The following is a 16257-nucleotide window of genomic DNA, read 5'->3' as shown; positions in this document are numbered from 1 at the left end:
TTCATTTTTTGCGGGAAGAACGCATTCGATTGCGCTCATCGATTTCCCATTTGCGGAGCAGCGGATATGGGTCGAACGCCCACTCAATCAGTCCGCGGTCACGATAGACACCATAATGGAGATGCGGCGGAAACTTGCCTGATGTGCCTGGTTTGCCGTAGCCCGAGCTGCCGACCCAGCCGATCACTTGACCAGGCGTTACGATGTCGCCTTGATTCAAGTCCTTCGAATAACCGGACAGATGCGCATAATAATGGTAGAAATTGTTCAAGTCTCGAATGCCGAGCCGCCAGCCGCCGTAAGGGTTCCAACCCTTTACCTCGACTATGCCATAGGAGGTTGCTCGCGCCGGCACCCCGTGGCCTGCGAAAATATCGGTTCCCTCATGGACGCGTCTGCCGCCCCAGCTTCTTCCCGTTCCCCATGTGCTCCTGTAAGAGTAATTGCTTCCGATCGGGATAGGGAAGGAATGTTGGAACAGATCGAGCGTGCCGAATTTCTCATAAATGGAAGCGAATTGCACGATGCGCTGGACGGCGCGCGAGCTGTGGTAATAATCCCACAACGCAATGGCAAAGTCGTCCCCTGCATCGCCGTACTTCATCAGATGGGAGGCGCTTGTATACAGCAGATCCACGTCACTCGTACGGTCCGCTGTCCCATCGCCATCTCCATCTTTTCCTTTGCCGCCGAACCAGCGGATCGAAGCGGGGATGACATCCTGCTGATTCGGGTTCAATGCCCCGGACCAATCCTCTTCGGATATATAGATGCCGGTTAGGACACCTAGCTGAGATCGCGTCTTGGGACGGGCTTTCGTGATCGTTCGTTCATACTGGTCAATTGCGGCAAGCCGATACCACGGTACGTTCGTCCCGAGGCTGATTCGGTCATACAATTCTTTACGCGCTTTGTAAATGTCTGCATCAGACATCTTCTGTTCGTTGCTGCTCGCACTGGTACTTTGTGCTAATTCCGACGGCTTGTCTGCCTTCACACCAGGAACAGGAGCAGCAGCCGCCAAGACGCAAGGAGCGGCAGCAGCGACGGCCGCGGTCATTACGACCAGCCGGAACGCGCTTCGAATGACATGTCGCATAGGGTAGGCGGCCACCTCCAACGATATTAACAGTGAAATGCGGGTGCCGGAGAAGGCCCGGCGTTCTTGCCGTTATCGTTTGCAAATCATTGGATTTTATTCGAAACGTGCTATAATGTAACGGAGAAGACCGAAGAAAGCAGGTAATCTGCATGAGTACGAAACGTAAATCCCCCGAGAAGAAGCCGGAATGGCTCAAGATTAAATTAGCGACCGACGGCAACTATGCCGAGATTAAAGATATGATGCGTTCCAAGACGCTTCACTCCGTATGCGAGGAAGCGCGTTGTCCGAACATCTACGAATGCTGGGCGAATCGCACAGCGACTTTCATGATATTAGGCGATATTTGCACTCGCGCATGTCGGTTCTGTGCGGTGAAGACCGGCCTGCCGACGGAGCTTGATCTGGCTGAGCCAGAACGGGTGGCAGAGGCAGCGGAACAAATGGGACTGCGCCACTGCGTCGTTACATCGGTAGCGCGCGATGATCTGGCAGACGGCGGAGCGATGATCTTCGCAGAGACGATCAAGGCGATTCGCCGGCGCTTGCCATTGTGCAGCGTTGAAGTTCTTATTCCAGACTTCCTCGGCAACGAGGAATCTCTTCGCATCGTAATGGATGCGAAGCCCGATATTCTTAATCATAATATTGAGACAGTCGAACGGCTGTCCAATCGCGTTCGCGCACGCGCGAAGTACGCGCGATCGATCGAGCTGCTCCGCAGAGCGAAGGAAATGCAGCCATCGATTCCGACCAAGTCGAGCATCATGCTTGGCGTGGGAGAGCAATTCGATGAGGTTCTGAAGGCAATGGACGATCTGCGGGCTGTCGATTGCAACATTTTGACATTGGGACAATATTTGCAGCCATCGCCAGGCCATCTACAGATCGACCGGTATGTGCATCCCGATGAATTCAAGCAGCTTAAAGACGAAGGGATGAAGCGCGGCTTCAGCCACGTCGAGTCAGGTCCACTCGTTCGCAGCTCCTATCATGCGCATGAGCAGGTGAAGTCAGCCGAACAAGCGACGGCTGCAACCTAGGGACCCGAAGTCAACCTTCATGAAGGAGTGGGGACCATTCTTATCGGCGGCAAACGTTACGAACTAATCGTAGACCATAAGAACGGCTGGAATCCGTCCGCATTTCGTGATCGCTACAGCGATGTGCTCGAGCGTTACGATTATATTATCGGAGATTGGGGCTATAATCAGCTTCGGCTGAAGGGATTTTTCCGAGATCAGCATCCGAAGGGGAATAAAGATAGCTTTATATCTGGACTAGTCGATTATATTAATGAGTACTGCAATTTCGGGTGCGCTTACTTCGTCATTCAGCGCCATGAGACGAGCGAGCAAGAGCTGGCCGATATGAATGAGCCGGATCTGCTGCTGACGCCGCCATCCTCTTCCGAAGCCGGAGGCGAGGATGCGGTCGTGGCGCTTGATGAGAACGGTGACCCGATCGTGCTTCGCGAGCATATTCGCAAGCCGCATCCGGTACGCAAAGAAGCGCCTGTTCGGACAGAACGCGCAAGCCAGGAGACAGGCGGCCGTCCAAGCAAGAACGGTGCGCCTTCCCAGCGCAAGGATGCGCGCATCAGCAGCGACCGCAAGGACGCGGAAGATTTCGGCTTTGACAGCGGCGGCGACCGTCGAGGCGGCGGGCAGCAGCGCGGCGAACGCAGAGGACAAGATCAGCGTCCGCACAACGGCCAATCACGCGGCAGCGATCGCAGCGGCGGCGAACAGCCTCGCGGCGGCAAGCAGCAGCGAGGAGGCAATGAGCGCAGCGGCGGCGAATTCCGCGGCAAAGAGCAGCAATCCCGCGCTCAAGAGCAGCGCGGCGGCGGGCCGCGCAGCGGCGGACAGCAGCCTCGCGGCGGAGGCAACGGTGGACCGCGCGGTGAGCAGCAGCAGCGCAGTGGTCATCCGCGTGGCGGTCAAGAGCAACGCGGCGGCGGGCAGCAACGGTTCGACAGCGAGCTGCCGGGCCCAGACGGTTTGCCGGCGGAAGGGCGCCAGCGCTTCAAGCACCGCAAGGGTCAGAAACGTCTGCCGATCCCACCGCGTGAGCAGACGGTTGCCGCAACCAGCGAAGCGGCACTGACGCAGCGTCCGAAGCCAACAGGCGGAGACAACGGACAAAACTCCTAGTATAGATAGAACAGAAGAAGCTGTACGGAACGTCGGCATTGCGTCGACCACCGTACAGCTTCTTTTTGTAAGGGCTTTATTCAGTAGAATGTTGAATCTACAACACTCATCCAACAACCGATATTTCACCCAAACGAAAATAAGCGCTGCTCAGCCATGCTCAGCAACGCTTTTCCCGAAAACACACTTTTCACGCACCAACCAAAAGCTGTGCCCGACGGGGCACGCGACTCCGAGCAGGCAGTAACTAATCTGCACTATAGCCGATCCCACGCCACATCCGGGGTCCAGGGGTCGGAGACCCATGGGGCCCTCCCTTGCAGGGAGGGTTTGGGTGGGTAGAAAAAAATCGCATTTAAGCGGGGTACAAGGGGCGGGGCCCCTTATTACTGTACCTCGTACCCAATAAACGCTTCACGTACACGATTCCAGAACGTAAAGGGACGGTAACGCGCGAAGGACACTTTGCGGTTGGCAACCGCGCAACGAATGGAACGAATATCATCGCGCAGTATTGTAATATGATCGATCGCCAGCATTATGCGCTGTTTCTTCGTCGATAGAATATCGCAGTGATGATGCTTCGGCAGCAGCACCGATGAACCAAGCGTACGGTAGACGCGGTTGTTGATCGATGCGATCTCGGCAATTTGCAGCGATTCGATGGACGGATGTACGATAGCGCCGCCCAAGCTTTTATTGTATGCGGTACTGCCGGAAGGGGTGGAGACGACAATCCCATCGCCGCGGAACATTTCGAATGTCTCATCATTGATGCTGATCTGTGCGACAAGCGTGCCGTCTACGCCTTTAAGCGTGAATTCGTTCAAGGCGATGTAAGAGGACGTGCCTTCGGACGTCTCCACTTCGATCTGCGCCAGCGGGTAGCTGACGATTCGCGGCTCCTTCGCGGACATCACTTCCACCAGCTCTTCAAGCTCGTCGGCCTTCCAGTCGGCGTAGAAGCCAAGATGCCCGGTATGAACACCAACGAACGATACGAGATCGGCACGATGGGAGTAGGTGTGGAAGGCTTGCAGCAGCGTACCATCACCGCCGATCGATATAATGACGCTAGGCGAAGCATCGTTGCGTACCATTCCTCGTGCTGCAGCCAACTCGTGAAATTTGGCTGCGAGCGAGCGCGACAGCTCGTCCCCGCGATCTAATATAGTGTAGTTTAAAATGGTAAAGCAGCTCCTTCCGCACTCTTCAACTTAACTGTTTAGATCATAGCGGAAAATAGCGTCCTTGACAACGTCAAGGGGCTTTAGTTCGGACCAAGCATTCCCCACATCGCGTATACAAGCAGAGCGGCAAGAATGCTGTGAATGAACCTGGCGACGACGAATGGGCGATACCGAAGCCCCGTACTGCTTAGTATGCTCGCAACCTGCGCATGAACGGATAAACCAGCCCAAGATAATACCCATGCTGCTATCGCTGCTTGATGCATGAGCACGCCGCCAGCAGCGCCTGCCGAACGGGAGCCGAGCGTTACCTCGAATAACCCGAATACGACAGCGTCTGTGAGCGGCTTCGGCAGACCGATGTAGCCGAACAGCATTTGAAGCAGATTGGTCAGCGCATCGATGGCGCCGGATTGTCGGAGCATCTCCATCATCGTAGAGAAGAAGACGACGAGACCGCCGACGACGATCATAAGACGAAGCGCGGATTGCACGGAATCTTGAAGGAGACGACCGAACGGTCGGCCATCTTGAAGCCGTGCTTTATGCATCGCTTGCAGTGCTTGAACCAGCCGGTTGCCGCGCTGCTCGGCTTTAACAGGGGGCTCGCTCATCGGCTCTTTCCTGCCGTGGTAACGCATGAGAAACCCGATGAGCAGTCCGCTGCCGTAGTGGGCGGCTGCAAGAATCGGCGCAAGGTCGACGCGATGGAAGAATCCGATCGACACTGCGCCAATGAGGAAGATCGGATCGGACGTTGTCGTGAAAGCGACCAACCGCTCGCCTTCGGTTCTTGTAATAAGCTCTTGTTCGCGCAGTTTAGCGGTAAGTCGCGCACCGACGGGATAGCCGGACACGTAGCCCATGGCAACAACGAAACCGCCGGAGCCAGGGATGCGGAACAGCGGCCGCATGAATGGATCGAGCAACGTCCCGAGGAAGTGGACGATGCCGAACCCAAGCAGTATCTCCGAGAGCACGAAGAACGGAAACAGCGCGGGAAACAGCACCTCCCACCAAACGGCAAGTCCGCGGACGGAAGAGTGGAGTGCTTCTGTGGGGAAGGCAATGAGCAGCAGACATAATCCGATCGTTGCCCACGCAATTGCAGCATCAGGCCGAAGCCAAGCTCGCAGCATAAGGGGGATGTCCTCCTTCCGGATGCATGAGGGTCGTCATTTCAGCCCGTCCAAACTCCTTCCTGAGCTATATGCCGGAAGGCTTAAAAAGATGACTTTTAAATTGACAGATAATTATAAAAATTTATTTCGAAAACGCTTGCAAAGTGGGATGCTATTGGCTGGAGGATGTGCTACAATGAAGTTAATTCCGGATAGCTTGGAGGGGATGCTCAATGGTGAGTGTAATTGCTGGTATCCTTGTATGCGCTTTCGTTTATGTCATTCGTGAGTCGTTGTTAGCTCCGGGGGAAGAAGATTACGAAAGCTGACCTGACACCTAAACTTCATATTCGACCGATGCCCGCGCTTGCGGGCATTTTTTTATATATGCGATAATGGACTTATCGAGTGTATGTCAGCGGCGAAGGCGACGATGGATAATTGGGACTTTAGACATGAAATGACATTCATGGAACGCAGGTTGAAACTTTTGTTTATAGTCTTTAAGAAATGATACTAAAGAACTAAACTTTTGGACGGAGGATGACGATGAAGTCTTATATAAGTATTTATGAAGCGATTGGAGAAGCAGCCGGAGTGCGGCGAGTCGTCGAAGCTTTCTATCCGAAGGTGCAGCAAGACCCGTTACTTAGTCCTTTATTCCCTGAAGATATACGCCCCGTGATGGAGAAGCAGGTGTTGTTCCTAACGCAATTCTTCGGGGGACCACAGCTGTATTCCGATGAATACGGGCATCCGATGATGCGTGCACGGCATATGCCGTTTCCGATTACGGTGGCTCATGCGGGAGCATGGCTCGGCTGTATGCGCGAAGCGCTGGAGGAGATCGGAATGCAGGAAGAACTAAGAGACGTCGTACTGGAGAGGCTAAGCGGACCCGCGCATCATTTTGTTAATACAACAGAACAATGATGGTAAGGAGACGTGGGACATATGGAGCCGTTATATTTAGCAAAGGTGAGCTGTTCTTGCTGTGATACCAGCTTTACGACATCACGCGTAAGACCTAGCTTCAAACGACAATACAAGACGGACTCCGATTTTTGCGGTTATTACAAAGAAGGAATTAACCCGGAATATTATGTCGTGCGTGTATGCCCTGAATGCGGATTTGCTTCTACAGTGAATAGTACAAGCCAATTGTCGGAGAAGCAGCGTTTCAATTATTGGGAACGAATCGGGAAGCATTGGCGGAACCGTGACTATAGCGGCGAGAGGACCTGCCAGCAAGCGCTTGAGACATACAAACTGGCGCTGCTGTGCGCGCAGGTTATCGATGAATCGGCGCGTGTGACCGCATCGGTGCTGCATCATATCGCATGGTTGTATCGCGAGTTAAACAATAGGGAGCAGGAGGTTCGTTTTCTTCGATTTGCACTTGATGCCTATGTTCAAGTGTATGAGAAGGAGGGCTCCTCGCTCAATGACGCTAAGTTGATGTATTTGATCGGCGAGCTGAATCGAAGAACAGGCAATGTGAACGATGCGGTTCGCTGGTTTTCTCGGATCGTGAACGATAAACGGATCGTCGATTCCGCGATGATCAAGGCCAGCCGCGATCAATGGCAGCTTATTCGTTCCGAACATGGCACGGTGGCGGACGAGACGGCTTAATATTGTCATGCCGTGCCAAACGAAAGGACCTCAGATTCCACGACGAAGTGGGACCTGAGGTCCTTTTGATTTTGAATGAGCTAATAACGGTTGTTTTACAATGCCAATTCTGCGAAAGATGCAGCTGCTGTGAACGTAGGTTTGATGTGCTAACGCAGCTTCTTGTCCGTCAGCAGGTAGTCACCGTCGACATTGAGAACGGTCACTCTGCCATGGCAGCAAGGAAAGACGAGCAGCTTCTTCTTGCCGTCCCGGATATCCGGCATCTCGGACGGCTTTAACGGCACTAACACATTGCTCGCATCGCAGAACGGGCAGTCCGATACATAAACATCGCCGCGAACGATATCATACGGCCATGTGTGATCGAACGGAATCATTCGGACTTGGGCTCCTCAGTGGATTGGCCGGATGGTGAAGGTGACTCCGATGCTTGAGCTTGAGCAGGCGCACTTGCCAGCTCGGCCATCTTCTGCAGCAGAATATGACGCGGCATATGCATCAGGTGCTCGATGGGCACCTTGAGTTGTTCAGCAAGCTTCACAGCGGTATCCGCTGAAATCTGTAAAGGTCGAGACATAGTCGATTCCTCCTGAAAGTAATTTGCTTTCTTCTTAGTACTGCTGCCTGCAAGCAAATTGCTTGATAAGAGCGAATGTGCAGAGCGCACGGCACATCGGATATAATAAAGTTATACACTGCATGCTCCAATTGCGCAAACTAGAATCCGATGGCGAGAGGTGGAATTGACAATGAGTCATACATATCCAATAACATGGGAGCTTGAATCGATCTATCCAGGAGGCTCCGGTTCGGCAGCTTTCAAGGAAGAATTGGCGGGCATGGAGCGTGACATCGAAGCGCTGACGAAGTCGTTGGATGACGCAGAGACTGCAGGCGAGCAGGACAAGTTTAAGATTCAGGCGCTGCTGACGGCATGGACGGAAGCGATTCAATCGATTACGCTGCGCTTAAGAGAGTCGGACTCGTTCGTCGCCTGCCTCATGGCACAGAACATGAAGGATGGAGCAGCGAACGGTTTGAACGATCGGGTCAAAACGATCGGCGCCCGCATGCTCGGCGCACTCACGAAGTTCGATGCGCGAATCGCTGCGGTAGCGGATGACGTGTGGAATGCGTGGTTGGCGGAAGGGCCGGCGGGAGCTGCTGCTTTCGCGCTTGCCGAGCGCCGCGAAGCAACGAAGGAGAAGATGGCTCCGGAGCTGGAAGAGCTGGCGGGCGATCTGGCTGTCGATGGCTATCACGGCTGGGGCGAGCTGTACAATACGATCGTCTCGCGGGCGAAGTTTGTCGTGAAGGAGCAGGACGGTACAGAGCGCATCTTGTCTGCCGGACAGATGCATAACCGTCTCTCCGACGGCGACCGCGCCGTTCGAGAGACGGCGATGGCGGAATGGGAGCGCGAGTGGAGCGATCTTGGCGAGCTTACGGCAGATTCTCTCAATCGTCTTTCCGGGTTCCGCTTGAAGCTGTATGAACGCCGCGGTTGGGATAATGTGCTGAAGGAGCCGCTCGCGATTAACCGGATGACGGAAGCAACGCTGAACGCGATGTGGGCTGCCGTTGAAGAAGGCAAGCCGCAGCTCGTTCGTTACTTGAATCGTAAGGCGGAGCTGTTCGGCATCGAGAAGCTGGATTGGCACGATGTTGAAGCGCCGATCGGCAGTGCAGCGAAGACGGTTCCTTATGATGAAGCGGCCGATTTCATCGTCGAGCGGTTCCGCCAATTCAGTCCAGAGATGGCGGACTTCGCATTGATGGCGTTCCGCGATGGCTGGATTGAAGCGGAGGATCGTGCGGGCAAGCGGCCAGGCGGCTTCTGTACGTCGCTGCCGAAGTCGGAGCAGACGCGCATCTTCATGACGTACTCAGGCACGGCATCGAACATCTCGACGCTTGCACACGAGCTGGGTCATGCTTATCACCAGCATGTGATGAACGACCTTCCGCCGCTTGCTCAGGATTATGCGATGAATGTGGCGGAGACGGCATCGACGTTCGCGGAGATGATCGTGTCCGATGCTGCCGTGAAGGTAACGGAGGATGCAGAGGAGAAGTTAGCGCTGCTGGAGGACAAAATACAGCGTGCAGTCGCCTTCTTCATGAACATCCACGCACGCTTCTTGTTCGAGACACGCTTCTATGCGAAGCGTCGTGAAGGGCTTGTCACAGCGGAGGAGCTGTCCGAGCTGATGGAAGCGGCGCAGCGCGAAGCGTTCTCGGATCAGCTCGGCGCTGTTCATCCGAGCTTCTGGGCATCGAAGCTGCATTTTTACTTAACGGATGTGCCGTTCTACAATTTCCCGTACACGTTCGGCTTCCTATTCAGCAGCGGCATCTATGCGCGCGCAGTGAAGGAAGGCCCAGCCTTCGCCGACAAGTATGTAGCGCTGCTGCGTGATACGGGACGTATGACCGTTGAGGAGCTTGCGCGTAAACATTTGGGAGTGGATCTGGAGAAGCCGGACTTCTGGCGTGAAGCGGTAGCGCTGACGACGGAGGATGTGGAGCAATTTTTGTCCATGACGGCTTCAAGATAGGGACATACCGGTCTTCTGCTGCATATGTTGTATCATGACTGACGAAGAGCAAGGGCCGCTTTCGTATCGACGAGAGCGGCCCTTGCTTTGTTGTGCTTTATTTTGGAAAGGTGCGGATCGTCTAGTTGATGAATGTATTGCGCACCCGCTTGGAACGGATGAAGTAACCGATCCACAGACTCGATATAATCGCGCTGATCACAAGGCCGGTTACGAGGCTTGTTTGTGTGATTGGCACGTCGGTTGCTGTCTCAAGATTGTCGATCTGCATAACGAGAATGAAGTTGAGAACAGAGAAGAGGAACGAGACGGCATAGTAGGTGATCATGAGCTTCGGCAGAAACTTCTTCTTCCGATAGAACGAGATAAGCGTGAACAGGACGAATAAGGTGAACACGGAATAGAAGGCGAGCTGCGTAATTAGAATCGGCTTCCAGAGCGAATCATAGGAGGCCGAAGCAGGATCGGTGAGCTTGTCCCATGCCGTTGTGTTGAAAATACCGTTGCCTATGACTTGAATAATGTCACTCAGCAGGGAGTAGATGAGGCCGATTTGGATGAGAATTAGCCATCCGCCAAGACCTGAGATCTGACGCGTTACTGCAGACTCATTGGCATTCACCTCGGAGAAACCGCCGAAACTAGGTTGTTTGTCCGTGTTATTGGTTGGATTAGACATTGCCGACACATCCTTCGTTAAGATAGAATTATATGGATATTATCGCTAGGCGCTGATTAATATTCGACTAATTATAAGAAATTCCTTCCAAATATTATTTAAAGATTTGTCTAAAACATCTAGCTCGAAGGAGAACACTTCATGGTGACGGAGAATCCTCTCGATTATGAACGGTTGAAGCAGAAGGCTTATCGGTATTGTCTGAACATAACGGCCAATCGTTGGGAGGCGGAGGATCTTACGCAGGAGGTGCTGCTGCGTATTGTTCGTGCACGGGAGAGTGACGCATCGCGTCTAATCTCGAATGCTTATATTTATAGAATCGCGAGCAATGCCTGGAGGGACAAGCTGAAGTCGGATAAACGCCATCTCCAAGTTTCGGACGAGGCGCTGGCGTCGCATGCTGCCGAAGATGACAGTCTAGCAGCGAGAGAGTTGCTGGAGATGCTGGCGCACCGACTGTCGCCGCGGGCGATGGTTATCGTGCTCCTGATGGATGTATTCGCCTTCACTGCTAGGGAGACGGCCGAATTTCTTCACGCAGCCGAGGGTACCATTCAAGTGACGCTTGGACGTGCACGTACTAGATTAAAGAAGCTGGCGAAGCTAGCCGCAGCCGGGCAAGAACCCGTGACAAAGCCGGAGGAGCTGTATGGACCGGATCATCATGGACATTTTGACCTCGACCAGCTTGTCCGTGCTTTCAAACGTCGGGATGCCCGCTCAATCTGCAGCGCGTACCTCGCTCTCGTTAAGCAGCGGATTGTCATCAGCAGGTTGATGATGGTGAACGGCAGACTCGCTTTCTATATGGAGGACCCCGACGGCAATCGGTTTATGATCACAGAATAATAGTAATAAGTAACTATCAATACCGGTGGGCAAGTTCATTCAAGCACACCGAGAATAAGATATATAAACTAGAACAGCAGAGGGAGTTCAAAACCCTCTGCTGTTTCAATTTTATATATCATTTGCTTTTGTTCGGCGATCCCTTAGCGATCAACGAAGTGAATGAATGTTTCTGTAGAAGCGTTAGCGTTCGCCTTTGTCAACCGGATTGTTACCTATTACGAATTCATATAATTCAAACAATCTGGGGACAACAGCGATCGTAAGAAATATTCATTTACGGAGTGTCCTCCGATAAGGTCAACGTCCGTCACAGCGGCAAATCCCGCCGACTGAAGGCAATAACTCCTGCAATGAAACATGCCGCCCCGATTAACATCAGAACAATCGAAGCCGCCGCCGGACTACCTCCGCCAGCCGCAATCTCACCCGGCCTGTACAGCGAGAAGATCGAAACAAACTTCAGCCACTGGACGCTGTCGCTCACCTTAGCAACCATATCCAGCCCGAACATGCCGAACACAATCGTACCCGATGTGCCCAGCGCCTTCTTCTCGTCGTTCATTACTGCGGAGACGAGGAACGAAATGCCGCCGACCGCCGTGAACAGCATCCATGCCACGAGGTTCAACCTTATGAAGCGGGTGCCGTCGAACTCGAACTTGTCGCCGATGAACCATGCGTTGCCGAGGAAGCCCGAAGCCGTCGTCACCAACATAATCAGCAGCAGACCAACCGCCAGCACAGCAGCCTGCGTCGTCGCCACATGCCGCCGAGTCGTCGGCGTCGATAATAGATATGCCATCGAGCCCTGATCAACCAGCCGCGCCAGCAGCGCAGTCGATACCATAAGCGAGAAGATCGAGAGAAGAATCGGAAGAATAAGTCCATAATATTCACCGGAGATGAAAGCTTCCATGCTGCCGAAGCCGCCTTGGATGTTGAACGCATTGACGACGCCCTCGGGCATCGATTTCAACAGATCATTGAGTGCGTCTGTATTTGCCGCCATGCCGGGGTAGAGCCAGAACATCAATAGAATATAGAAAGCCGAGCCGAAGGCATAGTTGCTGATGCCTTTCATATTGGTCTTGAGCATTTGCTTGAACAGCGGCGCATTCATCAGGCGTTCTCCCTCCGATCATAGTAATGCATGAACACCTGCTCGAGATTTTGGGCCGTAATGTCGAGGGATCGAATCGGATACTTCGCTGTTTCCTGAACGAGCTCATTATAATTGCCCTGCACCGCAACGGTCACCGAGCGATCATCGCGAGACTCTACAGGAACACGACCCGATCCGGCAAAATGCTCCGCATCCTCCGCGCGCTCGAACACGATGACGACGAGCTTGCGCTGCAGCGATTGGAGTTCGTGAATGTCGTTGACAGCGACGATCAAACCGTCTTTAATAATCGCGGCGCGGTCGCAGGTCCGCTCGATTTCGGGGAAGCTGTGGGAGGACATAAGGAACGTTGTCCCCTTCGCTTTCTCCTCGAGCACGAGCTCGATGAACGTCTGCTGCATTAACGGGTCAAGGCCGGACGTAGGCTCGTCCAGAATAATAAGGGCGGGGTCGTGCATGAACGCTGCGACGATGCCGACCTTCTGCTTCATGCCCTTGGACATTTTGCGAATCGGCGTATTGTCGTCGAACTGCAGTCTCTCGATCAATCGCGCTCGTTTGGCGGACGAATCGACGCGCTGCATGGAAGCTAGAAACGCGAGGAAGCTTCTGCCTGTCATTCCTTCAATGAATGCGATCTCGCCGGGCAGATAGCCAACGAGCTGCTGCACCTTGCCTTGTTCCTTCCAGCAATCGAGGCCATTGATCGTTGCACGGCCCTGATCGGGTTTCATGAAGCCCATAATGTGCCGGATCGTCGTTGATTTGCCAGCCCCGTTCGGTCCTAGGAAGCCGAATACTTCCCCTTGCTTCACCGTGAACGAAACGTCCTTAATGCCTCGGCCGCTTGCGAACTGCTTCGTCAGCCCATCAACGATTAGCATACTTCCTGCCTCCCGCGTCCTAGATAAAGTAGTTCAAAAAGTCCGCTTGATCCAACCTTCTCGGTTCTGAAAGCCGAACTTTTTGAACCTCTACTAGATATGAAATATTTTATTGTACAATTTCAAAACATATGATAATTTTAGCAAACGAAGAAGTCAATGGATTTGTGAAATTATAGGGTATATAAATTTCATAAATACCGCAGGCAGGAGGGCGTAATGAACGGATTCGAGAGGCGAAAGTCCGCGATCAAAGAGAAGATCATGAATACGGTGTTGGAGATTCTGCGAACATGCGAGCCGAAGAATATACGTATCGCAGATATTGCGGCGGCGGCGAACGTTTCTCAGGTTACGATCTATAACTATTTTGGCAGCAAGGAAGCGCTTGTCCGCGAATCGTTCAGACGGTACTTGGACAGCAACTATGCCCGTTTCGAACTGTTCATGGATGGCAATCCGACGTTAAAGGAAATCGTTCAATATACGATTCAGTTGGATAAGGAGACGTTCGAGACGTATTCACCGGCGTTGTTCCAGCAGATGTTGACTTCCGATCCAGAGCTTGCCAGTTACATAGAGGTGTTGTACCGGGAACAAGCAGCGCCAATGCTCGTTCGAATTATTGAAGAGGGCAAGAAGAAAGGCGAAATATCGACGTCGATGCCGACCGCAACGATTATGGCCTACATTGGCATGCTTAAGCTGCAATCTCAGACCTTGCTGGAATTAGCGCATCAGAGCGGCAGGAGCGGCGAGTTCATGGAGGAGATTATTAATCTATTCTTCTATGGCATTCGAGGCGTTGAGCAAGGACAATCCTAAGCTGCAAATACGAGACAACTTATTAGAGAAGCAGGAGGATGGTTGTGAACACGCAAACAATCAACACGAGGCTGGTACTGCTTGGCCTTATTCTTGGTATGTTCTTCAGTGCGCTGGAACAGACCATTGTCGGTACGGCGATGCCGACGATCATTGCGGATTTGCAAGGTTTTGAGATTTTCGCATGGGTAACGACGGCCTATCTCATTACGTCTACGGTCGTTGTGCCGATCGTCGGCAAAATGTCCGATATGTATGGAAGAAGGCTGCTTTATCTTATTGGTGCAATTATATTCGCTGGCGGTTCCGCCTTGTGCGCGACCGCTAATTCGATGGAAATGCTCGTCATCTTCCGTGCTGTCCAAGGGATTGGCGGGGGCATGCTGATGCCGCTGTCGCAGACGATTGTCGGTGATATCTTCACAGCTGAGCAGCGTGCGAAGTGGCAGGGCGTGTTCGGCGCGATTTTTGCATTGAGCTCGGTTATCGGTCCGTTCATCGGCGGTGTCATCGTTGACCATATTAGCTGGCACTGGATTTTCCTAATGAACCTTCCGTTCGGTATCTTGTGCGCTGTACTTATCTTTATCGGTTTGAAAAATGAGACAGTCAATCATCAGGGAAAAGCGAATATCGATTACTTCGGCATATTAACGCTAGTTCCAGGACTTGTGCTGCTTCTGCTCGGACTTACGTTCGCAGGCGATAAATTCGAATGGGCGTCCGCAACAAGCTACTGGGTATTCGGCGGCGCCATCGTGTTCATTCTGCTGTTCCTCTACGCAGAGAGCAAAGCGAAGGATCCGGTGCTTGATCTGTCGCTGTTCCGCAATCGCGTATTCGCTGTAACGAACGGTCTCGGGTTCCTGCTTGGACTTGGCATGTTCGGCGCGATCATGTTCGTACCGCTCTATATGCAGGGCATTCTCGGGGTTAGTCCGACGAAAGCCGGATCCACGATGACGCCGATGATGATTGCGCTTATCGTCTCCAGCGTCGTTGGCGGCCAGCTGCTTCTTCGGATGCCTTACCGAACGGTACTTGCTGTAGGCATGATCATCTCGACTGGCGGCTTCTACATGATCAGTACGCTGGGTCTTGAATCTTCGGAATGGACCGCTTATATCTACATGGTCATTCTCGGCCTGGGTATGGGTCTCGTCATGCCGACGCTTATGATTGCGGTTCAGAATGAATATGACAAAGAGAAGCTCGGCACAGTTACGTCGGCGGCAACGTTCTTCCGCTCGATCGGCGGTACGATCGGCATGACCATTCTGAGCGTTGTGATGAACCATTCGCTTAAGTCCAATGTGGAATCGATTGCGGCTGAAGAGCAGGCTAAAGGCAATGGTGCTGTTGTCGATTACGTGCAGAGTATCCAAGACAGCGGCACGGATCTGTACACCGTTATGGTCTCCCCTGACCAAGCACAGCTCCCGGAGGATATGAAGGCGGACATCATTCATTACATCCAGCTTGCATGGTCCAAAGCATTCTCGACGGTTGGTCTGTCCGGTCTTGCTTTCATCGCGGCAGGCATTCTCGTCGCCCTGCTGGTCGGTAACAAGCGAATCCAGCGCGACAGCGGCGCAGCGGCTCCATCAAAGGAAGTTAACCACGGTTCGTAGATAGGGAATGATACAAGATTAATAGTGTTTCGCGAATTATGACTATTAAATACGGATATATGACGTCATATATATAAGGCCAAAGAACAAACCGTCTCTCCAAGTATGAATATACTAGAGAGACGGTTTTTTGTGTGAGTTCGAAGGTTTGGGGCGGTAGATAAAAGGGTTGCGAGTAATAGGGGGCATCAATGGGCGGAGACTGGTGAATTTCAACGAATACAGTGTGCGGACGATGAAGCTGGATTAGATACAGTTACATGAAGCTTTGCCGCGAATGCGGCAAGTGCGGGGACGTTCCCAAGTGTCAAAGCCGCGTCCTTGTGAGGAGTCCAGAGGTCACAAGACCTTTGGGGCCCTCCCTTGCAGGGAGGGTTTGGGTGGGTAGAAACTCACCTATCAGTTTATTTATGACATCTCATTAATATTATTTATTACACACTATTTAATCAATGTGATATATTAAATGCAACTTAAGAACACAACGAGATACAT

16 protein-coding genes are annotated in these 16257 nt (G+C 52.7%); 8 read left to right on the top strand and 8 right to left on the bottom strand.

What is annotated here, in order from left to right; all coding sequences use genetic code 11:
* Nucleotide 1: 1 nt before the first annotated feature.
* Nucleotides 2–1099 (bottom strand): M23 family metallopeptidase, encoded by a 1098-nt coding sequence (locus SBI19_RS11965; RefSeq protein WP_317968344.1) that lies wholly within the window; start codon nucleotides 1097–1099, stop codon nucleotides 2–4.
* Between the two features lie 152 nt (nucleotides 1100–1251).
* Here SBI19_RS11965 and lipA point away from each other — a divergent pair, with 152 nt between their 5' ends.
* Nucleotides 1252–2145, top strand: a complete 894-nt coding sequence (gene lipA / locus SBI19_RS11960) for a lipoyl synthase (RefSeq protein WP_317968342.1) — start codon at nucleotides 1252–1254, stop codon at nucleotides 2143–2145.
* Between the two features lie 27 nt (nucleotides 2146–2172).
* Nucleotides 2173–3258: a YutD family protein gene (locus tag SBI19_RS11955; protein ID WP_317968340.1), complete on the top strand. Its 1086-nt coding sequence runs from the start codon at nucleotides 2173–2175 to the stop codon at nucleotides 3256–3258.
* Between the two features lie 386 nt (nucleotides 3259–3644).
* Here SBI19_RS11955 and SBI19_RS11950 read toward each other — a convergent pair whose 3' ends face one another.
* On the bottom strand, nucleotides 3645–4445 hold the full coding sequence (locus SBI19_RS11950) for an NAD kinase (RefSeq protein ID WP_317968487.1): 801 nt from the start codon (nucleotides 4443–4445) through the stop codon (nucleotides 3645–3647).
* 83 nt (nucleotides 4446–4528) lie between these two features.
* On the bottom strand, nucleotides 4529–5587 hold the full coding sequence (gene ylbJ / locus SBI19_RS11945; RefSeq protein WP_317968338.1) for a sporulation integral membrane protein YlbJ: 1059 nt from the start codon (nucleotides 5585–5587) through the stop codon (nucleotides 4529–4531).
* A gap of 531 nt (nucleotides 5588–6118) precedes the next feature.
* Here ylbJ and SBI19_RS11940 point away from each other — a divergent pair.
* Nucleotides 6119–6502 carry a globin domain-containing protein gene (locus SBI19_RS11940; RefSeq protein ID WP_317968336.1) on the top strand — a complete coding sequence of 128 codons (384 nt, stop codon included), beginning with the start codon at nucleotides 6119–6121 and terminating at the stop codon, nucleotides 6500–6502.
* 21 nt (nucleotides 6503–6523) lie between these two features.
* Nucleotides 6524–7204, top strand: a complete 681-nt coding sequence (locus SBI19_RS11935; RefSeq protein WP_317968334.1) for a DUF2225 domain-containing protein — start codon at nucleotides 6524–6526, stop codon at nucleotides 7202–7204.
* Between the two features lie 149 nt (nucleotides 7205–7353).
* On the opposite strand, the gene SBI19_RS11930 is transcribed toward SBI19_RS11935, so the two are convergent.
* Nucleotides 7354–7584 (bottom strand): hypothetical protein, encoded by a 231-nt coding sequence (locus SBI19_RS11930; RefSeq protein WP_317968332.1) that lies wholly within the window; start codon nucleotides 7582–7584, stop codon nucleotides 7354–7356.
* Complete coding sequence (locus SBI19_RS11925; RefSeq protein WP_317968330.1) at nucleotides 7581–7784, bottom strand: YycC family protein; 204 nt, start codon at nucleotides 7782–7784, stop codon at nucleotides 7581–7583. The genes SBI19_RS11930 and SBI19_RS11925 overlap by 4 nt, the downstream gene beginning before the upstream one ends.
* Before the next feature lie 172 nt (nucleotides 7785–7956).
* Here SBI19_RS11925 and SBI19_RS11920 point away from each other — a divergent pair, with 172 nt between their 5' ends.
* Nucleotides 7957–9765 carry a M3 family oligoendopeptidase gene (locus SBI19_RS11920; RefSeq protein ID WP_317968328.1) on the top strand — a complete coding sequence of 603 codons (1809 nt, stop codon included), beginning with the start codon at nucleotides 7957–7959 and terminating at the stop codon, nucleotides 9763–9765.
* Between the two features lie 121 nt (nucleotides 9766–9886).
* Here the strand turns inward: SBI19_RS11920 and SBI19_RS11915 are convergent, their stop codons facing one another.
* Nucleotides 9887–10444 carry a DUF2569 domain-containing protein gene (locus SBI19_RS11915; RefSeq protein ID WP_317968326.1) on the bottom strand — a complete coding sequence of 186 codons (558 nt, stop codon included), beginning with the start codon at nucleotides 10442–10444 and terminating at the stop codon, nucleotides 9887–9889.
* A gap of 141 nt (nucleotides 10445–10585) precedes the next feature.
* On the opposite strand from SBI19_RS11915, the gene SBI19_RS11910 reads away from it, so the two are divergent.
* Nucleotides 10586–11296, top strand: coding sequence for an RNA polymerase sigma factor (locus SBI19_RS11910; protein WP_317968324.1), 711 nt, complete (start codon nucleotides 10586–10588; stop codon nucleotides 11294–11296).
* Nucleotides 11297–11606: 310 nt separating this feature from the next.
* Here the strand turns inward: SBI19_RS11910 and SBI19_RS11905 are convergent, their stop codons facing one another.
* On the bottom strand, nucleotides 11607–12419 hold the full coding sequence (locus SBI19_RS11905) for an ABC transporter permease subunit (RefSeq protein ID WP_317968322.1): 813 nt from the start codon (nucleotides 12417–12419) through the stop codon (nucleotides 11607–11609).
* On the bottom strand, nucleotides 12419–13306 hold the full coding sequence (locus tag SBI19_RS11900; RefSeq protein WP_317968320.1) for an ABC transporter ATP-binding protein: 888 nt from the start codon (nucleotides 13304–13306) through the stop codon (nucleotides 12419–12421). Before SBI19_RS11900 ends, SBI19_RS11905 begins: the two co-directional genes overlap by 1 nt.
* A gap of 219 nt (nucleotides 13307–13525) precedes the next feature.
* Here SBI19_RS11900 and SBI19_RS11895 point away from each other — a divergent pair, with 219 nt between their 5' ends.
* Both SBI19_RS11895 and SBI19_RS11890 read left to right on the top strand, forming a co-directional pair.
* A complete protein-coding gene (locus SBI19_RS11895) occupies nucleotides 13526–14131 on the top strand; it encodes a TetR/AcrR family transcriptional regulator (RefSeq protein ID WP_317968318.1) in 606 nt (201 codons plus the stop codon).
* A gap of 44 nt (nucleotides 14132–14175) precedes the next feature.
* Nucleotides 14176–15762: an MDR family MFS transporter gene (locus tag SBI19_RS11890; protein ID WP_483312278.1), complete on the top strand. Its 1587-nt coding sequence runs from the start codon at nucleotides 14176–14178 to the stop codon at nucleotides 15760–15762.
* The last annotated feature ends 495 nt before the right edge of the window (nucleotides 15763–16257 follow it).

The organism is Paenibacillus sp. CCS19 (genome assembly GCF_033239625.1).
Classification (GTDB): domain Bacteria; phylum Bacillota; class Bacilli; order Paenibacillales; family Paenibacillaceae; genus Paenibacillus_T.
Note: the sequence above shows the minus strand (reverse complement) of the source record. Positions and strands in the feature narration are given on the sequence as shown.